13 protein-coding genes are annotated in these 14,323 nt (G+C 69.0%); 2 read left to right on the forward strand and 11 right to left on the reverse strand.

What is annotated here, in order from left to right:
- Positions 1-11: 11 nt before the first annotated feature.
- The 11 genes from metK to CQ047_RS14115 form a co-directional block, all read right to left on the reverse strand.
- On the reverse strand, positions 12-1,205 hold the full coding sequence (gene metK, locus CQ047_RS14065; RefSeq protein WP_105676305.1) for a methionine adenosyltransferase: 1,194 nt from the start codon (positions 1,203-1,205) through the stop codon (positions 12-14).
- Positions 1,206-1,293: 88 nt separating this feature from the next.
- Entirely contained in the window at positions 1,294-1,551 is a 258-nt protein-coding gene (gene rpoZ / locus CQ047_RS14070) for a DNA-directed RNA polymerase subunit omega (protein ID WP_045258544.1), read from the reverse strand.
- A gap of 65 nt (positions 1,552-1,616) precedes the next feature.
- The gene (gene gmk, locus CQ047_RS14075; protein WP_105676307.1) at positions 1,617-2,525 is read right to left on the reverse strand and encodes a guanylate kinase; all 909 of its coding nucleotides are present in this window, start codon (positions 2,523-2,525) and stop codon (positions 1,617-1,619) included.
- Positions 2,518-3,363 (reverse strand): orotidine-5'-phosphate decarboxylase, encoded by an 846-nt coding sequence (gene pyrF, locus CQ047_RS14080; protein WP_105676308.1) that lies wholly within the window; start codon positions 3,361-3,363, stop codon positions 2,518-2,520. Before pyrF ends, gmk begins: the two co-directional genes overlap by 8 nt.
- Positions 3,360-6,647, reverse strand: coding sequence for a carbamoyl-phosphate synthase large subunit (gene carB / locus CQ047_RS14085; RefSeq protein WP_105676310.1), 3,288 nt, complete (start codon positions 6,645-6,647; stop codon positions 3,360-3,362). The genes pyrF and carB overlap by 4 nt, the downstream gene beginning before the upstream one ends.
- Positions 6,647-7,789, reverse strand: coding sequence for a glutamine-hydrolyzing carbamoyl-phosphate synthase small subunit (gene carA, locus CQ047_RS14090; protein ID WP_105676312.1), 1,143 nt, complete (start codon positions 7,787-7,789; stop codon positions 6,647-6,649). Before carA ends, carB begins: the two co-directional genes overlap by 1 nt.
- On the reverse strand, positions 7,786-8,295 hold the full coding sequence (locus CQ047_RS14095) for a hypothetical protein (RefSeq protein ID WP_105676314.1): 510 nt from the start codon (positions 8,293-8,295) through the stop codon (positions 7,786-7,788). The genes carA and CQ047_RS14095 overlap by 4 nt, the downstream gene beginning before the upstream one ends.
- Complete coding sequence (locus tag CQ047_RS14100; protein ID WP_105676316.1) at positions 8,292-9,596, reverse strand: dihydroorotase; 1,305 nt, start codon at positions 9,594-9,596, stop codon at positions 8,292-8,294. The genes CQ047_RS14095 and CQ047_RS14100 overlap by 4 nt, the downstream gene beginning before the upstream one ends.
- Positions 9,593-10,558, reverse strand: coding sequence for an aspartate carbamoyltransferase catalytic subunit (locus CQ047_RS14105; RefSeq protein WP_105676317.1), 966 nt, complete (start codon positions 10,556-10,558; stop codon positions 9,593-9,595). Before CQ047_RS14105 ends, CQ047_RS14100 begins: the two co-directional genes overlap by 4 nt.
- Positions 10,555-11,085 carry a bifunctional pyr operon transcriptional regulator/uracil phosphoribosyltransferase PyrR gene (gene pyrR / locus CQ047_RS14110; protein ID WP_105676318.1) on the reverse strand — a complete coding sequence of 177 codons (531 nt, stop codon included), beginning with the start codon at positions 11,083-11,085 and terminating at the stop codon, positions 10,555-10,557. The genes CQ047_RS14105 and pyrR overlap by 4 nt, the downstream gene beginning before the upstream one ends.
- Before the next feature lie 82 nt (positions 11,086-11,167).
- Entirely contained in the window at positions 11,168-12,745 is a 1,578-nt protein-coding gene (locus CQ047_RS14115; protein WP_105676319.1) for a Rieske 2Fe-2S domain-containing protein, read from the reverse strand.
- Between the two features lie 182 nt (positions 12,746-12,927).
- Here CQ047_RS14115 and CQ047_RS14120 point away from each other — a divergent pair, with 182 nt between their 5' ends.
- Positions 12,928-13,830, forward strand: coding sequence for a DUF4349 domain-containing protein (locus tag CQ047_RS14120; protein WP_105676320.1), 903 nt, complete (start codon positions 12,928-12,930; stop codon positions 13,828-13,830).
- 57 nt (positions 13,831-13,887) lie between these two features.
- Entirely contained in the window at positions 13,888-14,319 is a 432-nt protein-coding gene (locus CQ047_RS14125; protein ID WP_105676322.1) for a MepB family protein, read from the forward strand.
- Positions 14,320-14,323 lie beyond the last annotated feature (4 nt).

The following is a 14,323-nucleotide window of genomic DNA, read 5'->3' on the forward strand; positions in this document are numbered from 1 at the left end:
GCGACTCGCCGTCAGAGCCCGGCGGCGCGACGAAGCTCTTCGGCGCGGTCGGTGCGCTCCCACGTGAAATCGGGCAGCTCCCGGCCGAAGTGCCCGTAGGCGGCGGTCTGCGCGTAGATCGGACGCAGGAGGTCGAGCTCCTCGATGATCGCCTGCGGGCGCAGGTCGAAGACCTTCGTGATCGCGGCGATGATGGCGTCGTCCGACACCGCACCGGTGCCGAACGTCTCGACGTACAGGCCGACGGGGCGCGCGACGCCGATCGCGTAGGCGACCTGCACTTCGAGTCGCTCCGCGAGACCCGCCGCCACGGCGTTCTTCGCGACCCAGCGGGTCGCGTACGCGCCGGAGCGGTCGACCTTGGACGGGTCCTTGCCGCTGAAGGCGCCGCCGCCGTGCCTCGCGGCGCCGCCGTAGGTGTCGATGATGATCTTGCGTCCGGTCAGACCGGCATCGCCCTTCGGTCCTCCGGTCACGAACGGACCGGCGGGGTTGATGTAGAAGGTGACGTCGTCGAGGTCGAGACCCGTCGTCGCCAGCACAGGATCGATGACGTGCTTGCGGACCTGCGCCTTGAGATCGTCCTGGGAGATGTCGGGATTGTGCTGCGTGGACAGCACGACGGCGTCGACGGTCTTCGGCGTGAAGCCGTCGTAGCCCAGCGTGACCTGGGTCTTGCCGTCGGGGCGCAGGAAGGGCAGCAGCCCGGATCGGCGGACCTCGGTCAGGCGCTCCGCGAGGCGGTGCGCCGTCCACGCGGCCATCGGCATGAGCTGAGGGGTCTCGTTCGTCGCGAAGCCGAACATGATGCCCTGGTCCCCTGCGCCGAGACCGTCCAGCGGGTCGGTCGACGTGCCGTCGCGGTGCTCCTGTGCGTTGTCGACGCCGCTCGCGATGTCACCCGACTGCTCGCCCACCGAGACGCTCACACCGCACGAGGAGCCGTCGAAGCCCGTCTCGCTCGAGGTGTAGCCGATGCCGTTCACGACGTCGCGGACGATCGTGGGGATGTCGACGTACGCCTCGGTGCGGATCTCGCCGGCGACGTGGACGAGGCCGGTCGTGACCAGCGTCTCCACGGCGACGCGGGAGCCGGAGTCCTTGGCGAGGAGCGCGTCGAGGATGCTGTCGGAGATCTGGTCGCAGATCTTGTCCGGGTGCCCTTCGGTGACGGACTCGGACGTGAACAGACGCAGCGCGCTCATCAGGACTCCAGAACGGGATCGAAGGGTGTGAGGGTGTGAACCCATTCTGAACCGCGCCGCCGACAATGCGGCGGCGCGGCTCCGAATATCACTCTGCGTGACGCAGGCGGAGCTTGTCCTCGTTGATCTCGTGCAGCGCGATGGTCAGCGGCTTGTCCTCGACGGACGAGTCGACGAGCGGCCCCACGTTGTCGAAGAGGTTACCCTCGTGCAGGTCGGAGTAGTAGTCGTTGATCTGACGCGCGCGCTTCGCCGCGTAGATGACGAGCTCGTACTTGGAGTCGACACGGTCGAGCAGGTTGTCGATGGGGGGATCGATGATGCCCTTGTTGTGGTGTCCGGCCATGATGGGACCTCCTGATAAGGCGACGGGTTCGTCGCGAAGACGGTGCAATGGGCGCGCGAAAGCACTCAGCGCGCAGAGCCTGAGGACAATTCTACGACCTCCGCGGCGGCGGTGGCGACGTCCTCGTTCACGATGAGGTGATCGAACTCGTTCTGGGCGGCGAGTTCCACCTTCGCGGTGCGCAGGCGGCGGGCCCTCTCCTCGGCGTTCTCGGTGCCACGGCCGACGAGGCGGTGGACGAGTTCGTCCCAGGTCGGAGGCAGCAGGAAGATCAGCGTCGCGGCCGGCTCGGCCTTGCGCACCTGGCGCGCTCCCTGCAGATCGATCTCGAGGAGGACGGTCCTGCCATCGGCCAGAGCCGCGTCGATCGGCGCCCGCGGGGTGCCGTAACGGGACCGGTTGTGCACGACCGCGTACTCGAGGAGCTCGCCCTCGGCGATGAGACGGTCGAACTCCGCATCGTCGACGAAGTAGTAGTGCACGCCGTCGATCTCGCCGGGGCGCGGGGCGCGGGTCGTCGCGGACACCGACAGGTGGATCTCGGGGTTGTTCTCACGGATGTGCGCCGCGACCGTGCCTTTGCCGACCGCGGTGGGTCCGGCCAGCACGAGCAGACGACTGCGCCCCCCTCGCGGCTCCAGCACGGGGAAGCGCCCGTCGAGCCACTCGGCGAGCACGACGCGCTGCCGCACGCCGAGACCCCCCAGACGCTTGACCGGCGAGATCTGCAGCTCGTCCAGGATGCGGTCGCGCTTGCCCGCGCCGATCGCGGGCAGCGCCAGCAGGAAGTCGGTGATCCGCATGGATCCCTCGACCGAGTCGGCGTCGGAGATCGCGCGCTCCAGGACCTTCTGCGGCGTGATCACGCGCATGGTGAGGTCGCGCTTGAGCGATGCGCGCGCGCGACGGCGCTCTACGGCCCGGCGCGCTGCGGCTGCCCGATCGACCTCGGGTACGGAACGGTTCTCAGCCACGTGTCGACTCCGAGTACTCTGCGACGCGAGCGTCGATGGCGGCGGACAGGCCCTCGGGGCCCGCCGAGAGGATGCTGCGGCTCTCGCTCGCGATGACGGCGTCGCTCATCGGTCCGAACCGGGTGACGAGATCGGCAGGCGTCGCCCCCTGCGCGCCGAAGCCGGGTGCGAGGAGGGGTGCGACCGGGGAGAACGCGGAGATCCCGGCATCCGCCCAGTCGACGGTGGCGCCGACGACGAATCCGACGTCGCCCCACTCCCCTGCCTGCACGGTCTCCCGGTTGCGGGCCGACACGTCGGCGATGATGTCGGCGGATACGGTTCTGCCTGTCGCCGACACCGACCGCTGCAGCAGCTCGGCCTCCGTGTTGCTCGTGGAGGCGAGGACGAAGAGCCCCTTGCCGCCCGCAGCCGCGAGGTCGAACGCACCGTCCAGGGCCCCGACTCCGAGGAACGGGTTCACCGTGAGCGCATCTGCTTCCAGCGGGGAGCCCGGAGTGAGCCAGGCGGCCGCGTAGGCATCCATCGTCGTGCCGATGTCGCCGCGCTTGGCGTCCGCGATCACGATCAGGTCCGCCGCTCTCGCCGCGGCGAGCACGTCTTCCAGAGCGGCGATCCCCCGCGAGCCGAAGCGCTCGAAGAACGACACCTGCGGCTTCACGATGCCCACACGATCGGCTGCGGCATCCACCGTCCGCAGACCGAACTCGCGCACGCCGTCCGCATCCTGGGGCAGACCCCACGCGTCCAGCAGTGCCGCATGCGGATCGATGCCCACGCAGAGCGGGCCCCGTGCGGTCAGCGCCGCACGGACCCGCTCGCCGAAGCGTTCGCTCACACCGTCGCCTTCCGGTCGATCGCGTACTCCTGCAGGCTGCGGACCTCGAACCCCTCGTGCGCGGCGTCCATTCCGCTCACAGCCGCGCCCAGCACCGCCATGGTCGTGAAGAGCGCCTTGTCCGCGGCGACGGCCGCCGCGCGGATCTCGTAGCCGTCGGCGCGCGCCGCCCCACCGGAGGGCGTGTTCACGACGATGTCGATCTCGCCCTCGTTGATGAGGTCGACGATGTTCCGCGCTCCGGACTCCTGGGTCTCGCTGTACTTCTCCACCACGGTCACCGCGATGCCGTTGCGGGACAGGATCTCTGCGGTGCCCTCGGTCGCGACGATCGTGAACCCGAGCTGCTGCAGACGGTGCGCCGGAAGGATCACCGCGCGCTTGTCGGAGTCGGCCACCGAGATGAACACCGTGCCCGAGGTCGGCATGCCGCCGTACGCGGCCGCCTGGCTCTTCGCGAACGCCGTCGGGAAGTCGCGGTCGATGCCCATGACCTCGCCGGTCGAGCGCATCTCCGGGCCGAGGATCGAGTCGACGGTCTTGCCGTCGGCCGTGCGGAACCGCTTGAACGGCAGCACGGCCTCCTTGACGGCGACCGGGGAGCCGAGCGGCACGCGCGATCCGTCCTGCGCGGGGAGCATCCCCTCGCCCTTCAGCTCCGCGATCGTGGAGCCCGCCATGATGCGGCTGGCGGCCTTCGCGAGCGGGATTCCGAGCGCCTTCGAGACGAACGGCACCGTGCGGCTCGCGCGCGGGTTCGCCTCGATCACGTAGAGCACGCCGGCGCTGATCGCGAACTGCACGTTGAGCAGACCGCGCACCCCCACGCCCTCGGCGATGGCCAGCGTCGCCTCACGGACACGGTCGACGTCGGCGCGGCCGAGCGACACGGGGGGCAGGGTGCAGCTGGAGTCACCGGAGTGGATGCCGGCCTCCTCCAGGTGCTCCATCACGCCGCCGATGTACAGCTCGACGCCGTCGTACAGCGCGTCGACGTCCAGCTCGATCGCGTCGTCGAGGAAGCGGTCGACCAGGAGCGGCTTGCCCTCCTCGATCACGACCTCCCCCGCGGTGCGGACGAAGTAGTCGCGCAGTGCATCGGTGCCGTAGACGATCTCCATGCCGCGTCCGCCGAGCACGAAGCTCGGGCGCACGAGCACGGGGTAGCCGATCTCCTCGGCCACGGCCACGGCTCCGTCCGCGTCGATCGCGGTGCCGTGGCGCGGCGCCAGGAGGCCCGCCTTGTCGAGGAGCTGCGAGAACAGCTCGCGCTCCTCGGCGATGTCGATCGCGGCGGGGCTGGTCCCGAGCACGGTGTACCCGGCCGCCTCGATGCCCTTGGCGAGGCCGAGGGGCGTCTGGCCGCCGAGCTGGCAGACGACACCGAGGATCGTGCCGCTCGCAGCCTCGGCGTCGAGCACCTCGAGCACGTCCTCGAGCGTCAGCGGCTCGAAGTAGAGGCGGTCGGAGGTGTCGTAGTCGGTGGACACGGTCTCCGGGTTGCAGTTGACCATGACGGTCTCGAATCCGGCGTCCGACAGCGCGAAGGACGCGTGGACGCAGGAGTAGTCGAACTCGACGCCCTGACCGATGCGGTTCGGACCGGACCCGATGATGACGACCTTGGTCCGCTCGGACGGCGCCACCTCCGACTCGAAGTCGTAGCTCGAGTAGTGGTACGGCGTGAGCGCGGGGAACTCGCCCGCGCAGGTGTCGACCGTCTTGTACACGGGCCGGATGCCCAGTCCGTGGCGAACGCCGCGGACCTCGGCCTCCGTCGTGCCGCGGAGCTGCGCCAGCTGGGCGTCGGAGAAGCCGTGCTCCTTCGCGTAGCGGAGGGTGGCGGCGTCCAGCTCCTCCGCGGTGCGGACGAGCTCGGCGACCTCGTTGATCAGGACGATCTGGTCGAGGAACCACGGATCGATGGCCGTCGCCTCGAAGGCCTGCTCGACGGTGGCGCCCTTGCGCAGCGCCTGCTGCAGCGTGACGATGCGACCGTCGGTCGGGATCTTCGAGATCTCCAGGAGCTCGTCGACCGTGCGGTCCTCCGCGCCCCAGTGGAAGCTCGATCCGCGCTTCTCGAGCGAGCGCAGCGCCTTCTGCAGCGCCGTCGCGTAGTTGCGGCCGATGGCCATCGCCTCGCCGACCGACTTCATGGTCGTGGTGAGCGTGGCGTCGGCCGCGGGGAACTTCTCGAAGGCGAAGCGCGGGACCTTCACCACGACGTAGTCGAGCGTGGGCTCGAAGCTCGCCGGGGTGACCCCGGTGATGTCGTTCGGGATCTCGTCGAGGCGGTATCCCAGCGCGAGCTTGGCCGCGAGCTTCGCGATGGGGAAGCCCGTCGCCTTCGAGGCGAGCGCGCTCGAGCGGGAGACGCGCGGGTTCATCTCGATGACGATGATGCGTCCGTTGGAGGGGTCGACGGCGAACTGGATGTTGCAGCCGCCCGTGTCGACGCCCACGGCGCGGATGATGTCGATGCCGATGTCGCGGAGCTTCTGGTACTCGCGGTCGGTGAGCGTGAGGGCGGGGGCCACCGTGATCGAGTCACCCGTGTGCACGCCGACAGGGTCGACGTTCTCGATGGAGCACACCACGACGGTGTTGTCGGCCGTGTCGCGCATGAGCTCGAGCTCGTACTCCTTCCAGCCGAGGATGGACTCCTCCAGGAGCACCTCGGTGGTCGGCGAGTCCCGCAGACCCGCGCCGCCGATGCGACGGAGGTCCTCCTCGTCGTACGCGAAGCCGGAGCCGAGGCCGCCCATCGTGAACGAAGGACGGACCACCAGCGGGTACCCGAGCTCGGCGGCGCCCGCGAGCAGGTCGTCCATCGTGTGCGCGATGACGCTGCGTGCGACGTCGGCACCGGCGTCGAGGACGAGCTGCTTGAAGATCTGGCGATCCTCGCCCTTCTTGATGGCATCGACCTTGGCGCCGATCAGCTCGACGTCGTACTTGGCGAGGATGCCGCGGGCGTCCAGCTCCATCGCGGCGTTGAGGGCGGTCTGTCCGCCGAGGGTCGGGAGGATGGCGTCGGGCCGCTCCTTCGCGATGATCGTCTCGATGACCTCGGGGGTGATCGGCTCGATGTACGTCGCGTCCGCGAAGTCGGGGTCGGTCATGATCGTCGCCGGGTTCGAGTTGACGAGGATGACGCGGACGCCCTCCTCTCGGAGCACGCGGCACGCCTGGGTGCCGGAGTAGTCGAACTCGCAGGCCTGACCGATGACGATCGGGCCGGATCCGATGACGAGGACGGAGGTGATGTCGTCGCGCTTGGGCATTACTTGGCGTCCTTGTTCTCGCGGACCATCGCCGCGAATCGGTCGAAGAGGTAGTTGGCGTCGTGCGGTCCGGCCGCAGCTTCCGGGTGGTACTGCACGGAGAACGCGGGGATGTCGAGGGCGCGCAGGCCCTCCACGACGTTGTCGTTGAGGCCGATGTGGCTGACCTCGACCTTGCCGTAGCCGTTGGGGCTGTCGAACGCGCCGTCCAGGGGCGCCTCGACGGCGAAGCCGTGGTTGTGAGCGGTGATCTCGACGCGCCCCGTGGACTTGTCGAGCACGGGCTGGTTGATGCCGCGGTGCCCGAACGGGAGCTTGTACGTGCCCAGACCGAGGGCGCGCCCCAGCAGCTGGTTGCCGAAGCAGATGCCGAAGAACGGCAACCCGTCGTCGAGCACGCTGCGGAGCAGACCGACGTGCGCGTCGGAGGCGGCGGGGTCACCGGGTCCGTTCGAGTAGAAGACGGCGACGGGGTCGACCGCGCGGATGTCGTCGATCGTCGAGTTCTGCGGCAGCACGTGCACCTCGAAGCCGCGGGCCGCGAGGTTGTCGATCGTGGCCTGCTTGACGCCGAGGTCGAGCACGGCGAGATTGCCGATGCGCTGTCCCATCGCCGAGGTCACCGTGGCGACGTCGACAGACACCTGAGCGGACAGGTTCTGTCCAGCCATCTGCGGCGCCTCGCGGACGATGCGCACCTGCTCCTCCGCGTCGAGGCCGGCGGCCTCTCCCGAGAAGATGCCGCCGCGCATGGAGCCGGCCGACCGGATGTGACGGGTGATGGAACGGGTGTCGATGCCGCTGATGCCGACCACGCCGTCCTCGACGAGCGTCTCGTCGAGCGAGGCGTTGGCGCGCCAGTTCGACACGACGCGCGAGGGGTCGCGCACGATGTACCCGGCCACCCAGATGCGTCGGGACTCGGGGTCCTCGTCGTTCATGCCGGTGTTTCCGATGTGCGGGGCCGTCTGCAGCACGATCTGACCCGCATAGGACGGGTCGGTGAGCGTCTCCTGGTATCCGGACATGCCGGTCGCGAACACGACCTCTCCGAGCGTCGTACCGATGGCTCCGTACGCGCGGCCGGTGTGGCGGGTGCCGTCTTCGAGGACGAGGACGGCGGGTTCTGGCAGGGAGGTCATGATGTGGCTCCTGAATCGGGGGCGGCGGGAACGATCCGCTGCAGTTCGGTGATGAAGGTGGTGGGGTCGCCGTCGGCGACGCGCAGATAGGAGTCGACGATCGTGTCGTCGTCGGCGTTCCAGGCGACTCGGACCAGACCGCCCGGCTCGACGACGCGGTCGATCGTGACCGTCGCGCGGTCGACCGAGACGAGTCGGGATGCCGCGACGAAGACCGTCGGAGCCCCGTCGAGGCAGAGTGCGAGTCCGCGGTCGGTGACGGCCGCCTCGCCTCGGGCGCGGTACGCCAGCGGGGAGATGGTCAGCCGTTCGAGAGGCTGGTCGTGCTTCGTGGTCGAGACGTAGAGCACCTCGCGACGATGGGTGACCTCTGCGTGCTCGGGGACCCCGAGCGGGGCGGAGAGCCCCGAATCCCGACGAAGACGTCGACGCCAGGCGAACGTCATCGCGCCCAGCACCAGCAGCGCCAGGACGATCGTGAGGGTGATCGCCACCTCGCGGGTCACGCGCCGAGCTCCGCGACCACTGCGCCGTCGGCGACCGTCACGACGCCGCCGTGCACGGTGAACTGCACGCGCCCCGGCAGGTCGCGGCCCAGGTAGGGCGAGTTCACGCTGCGGCCGTGCAGGTCGGACTCCGTGAACACCCCGGCGATCGAGGCGTCGTAGAGCGCGAGCTGCGCGGGCTGCCCGACCTCGAGCGGCGTGCCGTGGCCCGCCAGGCGGCCGATCCTCGCCGGCGCGGCGCTCATGACCCTGGCGACATCCGCCCAGCCGATGAGGCCGGTCTGCACCATCGACTGGTGCACGACCCGCAGTGCGCTCTCCAGACCCACCATGCCGTTGGCCGCGGCCTGCCACTCGCACGCCTTGTGCTCGCTGGGGTGCGGGGCGTGGTCCGTGGCGACGATGTCGATCGTGCCGTCGGCGAGGCCCTCGCGCACGGCCAGCACGTCCTCCTGACGACGCAGCGGCGGGTTGACCTTGTACCGCGCGTCGTAGCCGCGCACCAGTTCGTCCGTGAGGAGCAGGTGATGCGGGGTGACCTCGGCGGTGACGTTGATGCCCCGCTTCTTCGCCCAGCGGATGATGTCCACTGATCCGGCGGTCGAGAGATGGCAGACGTGCAGCCGGGAGCCGACGTGCTCGGCGAGCAGCACGTCGCGCGCGATGATCGACTCCTCGGCGACCGCGGGCCAGCCGGCGAGTCCGAGCTCGGCGGAGACCGAGCCCTCGTTCATCTGCGCACCCTCGGTGAGGCGAGGATCCTGTGCGTGCTGGGCGATGACGCCGTCGAACGACTTCACGTACTCCAGCGCCCTGCGCATGATCAGCGGATCGAAGACGCAGAAGCCGTCGTCGCTGAAGACCCGCACCTGCGCCCTGGACGTCGCCATGGCGCCGAGTTCGGCGAGGCGTTCGCCCTTCTGGCCGACGGTGACCGCGCCGATCGGCTGGACGGTCGCATAGCCGGCGGCCTCGCCGAGGGCGAGCTCCTGCTCGACGACGCCGGCGGTGTCGGCGACGGGCGAGGTGTTCGGCATGGCGAAGACCGCCGTGAATCCGCCGGCCGCCGCAGCGCGGGTACCGGTGAGGATCGTCTCGGAGGCCTCGTAGCCGGGTTCGCGGAGGTGGGTGTGCAGATCGACGAGACCGGGCAGGGCCACCAGCCCTGCGGCGTCGATCACGCGAGCACCCGCGCGGGTGAGACCGGAGCCGATCTCGGAGATCACCCCGTTCTCCACGATGATGTCGGCGCTCTCGGCACCGAGAAGCTGCGCGCCGGTGATGACGAGGGTCTCGCTCACAGGTCTCCCCCTCGTTCGTCGTCTCGTTCTCCTGCCAGCAGCAGGTACAGCACAGCCATCCGGATGGAGACTCCGTTCGTCACCTGCTCCAGCACGGTGGAACGCGCGGAGTCGGCGGCTTCAGAGGAGATCTCCAACCCGCGGTTCATGGGCCCGGGGTGCATCACAATGCTACCGTCCGGGAGACCGGCCACGCGCAGTGCGTCGAGGCCCCAGCGCCTGGAATACTCCCGCTCAGTCGGGAAATACGCGGCGTTCATGCGTTCCAGCTGGATGCGCAGCATCATCACGGCGTCCGGCCCATCGGCCAGCGCCTGATCGAGGTCGTAGACGACCTTCGCCGGCCAGAGGGAGACGTTCTGCGGAACGAGGGTCGGCGGCGAGACCAGAGTGACCTCCGCACCCAGGGTGCTGAGCAGCCAGACGTTGGAGCGAGCGACGCGCGAGTGCAGCACGTCGCCGACGATGACCACGCGGATGCCGCTGAGATCGCGCCCGCGGCTGTCGGCGCCGAACCTGCGCTTGCGGATCGTGTACGCGTCCAGGAGAGCCTGCGTGGGGTGCTCGTGCGTGCCGTCGCCGGCATTCACGACCCCGGCGGAGATCCACCCGCTTGTGGCGAGCGTCTGCGGTGCGCCCGACGAGGGATGCCGCACGACGACGGCATCCGCTCCGATGGCCTCGAGGGTCTGTGCGGTGTCCTTCAGGCTCTCGCCCTTGGACACGCTCGACCCCTTCGCGGCGAAGTTGATGACGTCGGCGGAGAGGCGCTTGGCTGCGGCCTCGAACGAGATGCGGGTGCGCGTGGAGTCCTCGAAGAAGAGGTTCACGACGGTCTTGCCGCGCAGGGTCGGCAGCTTCTTGACCTCGCGCGACTGGGTGTCGGCCATGTCCTCGGCGACGTCGAGGATGCGCAGGGCGGTCGCCCTGTCGAGGTTCTTGGTGTCGAGCAGGTGCCTCATGCCTCGATCGTCACCTCCTCGGCGCCGTCGTTCTCGATCAGACGCACGTTGACGCGCTCCTGACGGGAGGACGGGATGTTCTTGCCGATGAAGTCGGGGCGGATGGGCAGCTCACGGTGCCCACGATCGATGAGGATCGCGAGACGGACGATCGACGGCCGCCCTATCGACTGCAGGGCGTCGAGGGCCGCACGGATGCTGCGTCCCGAGAAGAGCACGTCGTCCACGAGCACCACGGTCTTGCCATCGATGCCACCGGCCGGGATCTCGGTGGGATGCGGAGACCGCGTCGGATGCTTCGAGAGGTCATCGCGGAACAGCGTGACGTCGAGCGCACCGGAGGGCACCGGCGTCTGGGCGATCTCGCTGATCACGAGCGCGAGGCGACGGGCGAGGGTGACGCCGCGGGTCGGGATGCCCAGGAGGACGAGGTCCTCGGCGCCTCGATTGGACTCGAGGATCTCGTGGGCGATGCGGGTCAGAGCCCGCGAGATGTCGGCGTGGTGCAGCACAGTGCGTGCACTCATCAGCCACTCCCTTCTCCGCCTCACAGGACGGTCTTAAAGGTTGTTTGCAGATCCAGTCTATCGGAGCCGGGGCCCCTGGACGTCAGCTCGTGGGGAGCAGCTCCTCGTCGGCGGACTCGTCGATGCGCTTCGCGCGGATCGGGTGGCCGCTGGTCGACAGGCAGCGTCCGGACTTCAGGTCCCACTTCCAGTCGTGCATGCTGCAGGTGAGGATGCCGTCCTCGTCGACCGTGCCCGTGCGGGTGAGATCGGCGCGCAGGTGCGGGCAGCGCCGCTGCACGACCCACCCGCCGACCTCGGCGTCCTCGGTCTGATCGGTCTGCTCCTGGTACCAGTTCTCGACGTACTCGATCCGATCGACCGAGAGGCACTTGAGGAAGGTCGTGAGGAACTCGTTGAACTTCCCGCTGCGGCCGACGGAGAACTGCATAGACAGGAAGATCGAGTTCGACCAGTCGATCTCGTGGTCGACGATGTTCGTGGAGACGAGGTCTGCGGGGATCGTGTACCAGTAGATGCACTCCTCCCCCGCGTACTCGCGGACCTTCGCCCGAGGGAAGTCGACCACCATGTCGAGATCGCCGATGCGGAACCGCACGCAGCCGCCGACGCCGAGCCGGATGGTGCGCGACTTCTTGAGCAGCGGCTCCCACCAGGTCTTGATCGCCTCGAGCATCTCCGCGGGCGGGATGATCTCCGCGCGGGAGGCCTCCTCGTCGCGGATCTCCTGCTGCCTGCTCGCCCGCTGCTCCTCGAGGTAGTCCCACTTCTCGTCGAAGATGTGGGCGATCTCGGCATCCGAGTACAGCGTCTGCGCGGTCGAGACCTCGCCGCCCTCGACGGTGACGACCGTCCCGGGGATGAACAGCTGGCCGTCGTACTGCGGCGCGAGCTCCTTCATGTGGGCGAGGAACTGCTTCTGATCGGTGAAGATCGACTCGCCGTTCTTGCCGAGCCCGTTGAAGTCGAACAGGTCGTCGCGCAGGAACATGGGGGGACCCGCCATGGGGAAGACGTGCGGGGCGTCGACCTTCTCGATGTAGTACATGGCGCGCTTGTTCTGCGCGTCGCGCTTGAGCTTCGCGAAGTTCTGCTTGGCGTCGAGCGGAAGGTCGTAGACCATCGGCCACCAGATGGCGCCGGAGACCTGCGTGAAGTACGCGTCAGGGGTTCCGAAGTGGAGCAGCTTCTCGAGGTCGAGGGGGTGCGAGTCGTTCTGGTTCAGCATCGATCCCGTGCCGTCGTCGACGCTGAGGGAGGAGTCGCCAATCGGACCGTCGCTGGGGGCGCGGAGCGGAGTGATCATGATCTTGAGCTCCCCGCGCTCGATGATCTCCCCCGCGGGCGCGTAGGTGATGTTCGTGTAGCCGAGAGCGCGGATGTCCTGTTCGAGATCGTCGATCGGGTACTCGGGCAGGAGCACCTCGATGTCCTTGCGGATGTACCGCTCCAGCAGCTTCGGATCGAAGTGGTCGCGGTGCCTGTGCGAGATGTAGAGGAAGTCCGCCTCCCTTCCGAAGCGCTCCCAGTCCAGGGCGCGGTTGTCGGGGAACGGGAACCAGGATCCGAAGAACGAGGGGCCCAGCACGGGGTCGCAGATGATGTTGCCGCCGACCGTCTCGATGAACATTCCCGCGTGGCCGAGTCCCGTGATCCGCATTGCATTCCTCTCGAAGTGGACCCGTAGAGTCTACCGGCGACCGCCTGGACGACCTCGGAGACCGGCCGTGAATACGCACCGCCACCGGCCCCGGCGCGCGTTGCGGACTCGTTACCCAACCCTGACCGGATCGTGATCGAACTCCCTGCTGCACGCCGGTCTCCGCTCACTACCCTGCCCCTATGAACACGACACGGAGACTGCTGACAGCGCTCGTCCTCGCTTCGCTGGCGGGGTTGGGCCTCGCGGGCTGCGCCGTCGGCGGGTCGGGGGGCGCGGAAGCGGCTGGCGGAGGTCGGGCCCCGGTGCAGGAGGCGGCGTCATCGAACGAGGCCGATGAACCGGACACCGCGGTCGTGATCACCGGGCGGATCTCGATCGTCGCCGACGATCCCATCGCCGCGGCGGCGGACGCCACGTCGATCGTGTCGGACGTGGGAGGCCGCGTCAGCGGAAGGACCGAACGCGCCGCCGAGGACGGCGGACAGGCCACTGCCGAGCTCACCCTGCGAATCCCGGCCGACGCCATCGAAGAGGTCCGCACCAACCTCGCCGCGCTGGGCGCCGTGAAGGAGACCGCGCTCGAGTCGACCGAGGTGGGCGCGACGCAGCGCGACCTCGACGCCAGGATCACCACGCTTCGCGCCTCCATCGCCCGCTACACGGACTGGCTCGGCACGGCATCCGAGACCTCGGACCTGATCGAGCTGGAGTCAGCGATCGCCGAGCGCCAGAGCGAGCTGGAGGGGCTGGAGGCCCAGTCCCGTTCCCTGGAGGACCAGGTGGCCATGTCGACCATCACGCTAAGCCTCATGTCGGAGTACGTGCCGGTCGAGACCGCCCCGAAGGACTTCGGCGACGCGCTGACGATCGGCTGGGACGGATTCGTCGCCTTCTGGGGCGCGATGCTGATCGGCATCGGCGTGGCACTCCCCTGGCTCGTCCTGCTCGCTGCGATCGCCGCCGTCGTGATCTTGCTGGTCATCCGCGGCCGGCGCCGTCAGGCCGCCCGGCCTCAACCGCCGCGCCCGGCGCCGGACGCCGAGTTGTTCGCGGTCATGGATGACATGCCCGCTCCGCACTGACCCTCTCGGCGGCGGACCTCTGCGGCCCGTCACCGGAACGCGCGATAGCTTGGCCGGATGGAGTTCCGTGCGTTCCACACCTATGCGTCCATCCTGGGGATGGACGTGGCGGTGACCCCACAGGAGCAGAACGGCGACTACGAGTCGGGCGCCGTGCGGATCGACGGCGACCTCTGGCACATCCGCACCGCCCGCGTCACCCCGACGAAACCGGGAGCATTCCTCGCCTTCTGGCGGCGCGACGCCGCGGGGAAGACCGCACCGTTCGACGAGCAGGACCCAGCGGCGGGCCTGCTCGTGTTCGTGGAGCAGGACGACCGTCGCGGCGTCTTCCGGTTCGCTGCGGCGGACCTCTCCCGACTCGGCATCACGGCAGGGCGCACGTCGGGAAAGCGCGGTTTCCGGGTCTATCCGAGCTGGTGCGCGGGCCTGAACCCCCAGGCCACTGCGACCCAGCGTGCACAGGCCTCCGCGTTCCGGGAGTACTGACCCG

The organism is Microbacterium sp. MYb72, from assembly GCF_002979415.1.
Lineage (GTDB): Bacteria > Actinomycetota > Actinomycetes > Actinomycetales > Microbacteriaceae > Microbacterium > Microbacterium natoriense.

What these genes read in the sequence shown, in the direction of transcription:
- CQ047_RS14115 (WP_105676319.1), bottom strand. Translation starts at nt 12,745, where the DNA reads ATGCGGATCACGGGACTCGGCCACGCGGGAATGTTCATCGAGACGGTC.
- CQ047_RS14125 (WP_105676322.1), top strand. Translation starts at nt 13,888, where the DNA reads ATGGAGTTCCGTGCGTTCCACACCTATGCGTCCATCCTGGGGATGGAC.
- carB (WP_105676310.1), bottom strand. Translation starts at nt 6,647, where the DNA reads ATGCCCAAGCGCGACGACATCACCTCCGTCCTCGTCATCGGATCCGGC.
- CQ047_RS14120 (WP_105676320.1), top strand. Translation starts at nt 12,928, where the DNA reads ATGAACACGACACGGAGACTGCTGACAGCGCTCGTCCTCGCTTCGCTG.
- pyrR (WP_105676318.1), bottom strand. Translation starts at nt 11,085, where the DNA reads ATGAGTGCACGCACTGTGCTGCACCACGCCGACATCTCGCGGGCTCTG.
- metK (WP_105676305.1), bottom strand. Translation starts at nt 1,205, where the DNA reads ATGAGCGCGCTGCGTCTGTTCACGTCCGAGTCCGTCACCGAAGGGCAC.
- carA (WP_105676312.1), bottom strand. Translation starts at nt 7,789, where the DNA reads ATGACCTCCCTGCCAGAACCCGCCGTCCTCGTCCTCGAAGACGGCACC.
- CQ047_RS14105 (WP_105676317.1), bottom strand. Translation starts at nt 10,558, where the DNA reads ATGAGGCACCTGCTCGACACCAAGAACCTCGACAGGGCGACCGCCCTG.
- rpoZ (WP_045258544.1), bottom strand. Translation starts at nt 1,551, where the DNA reads ATGGCCGGACACCACAACAAGGGCATCATCGATCCCCCCATCGACAAC.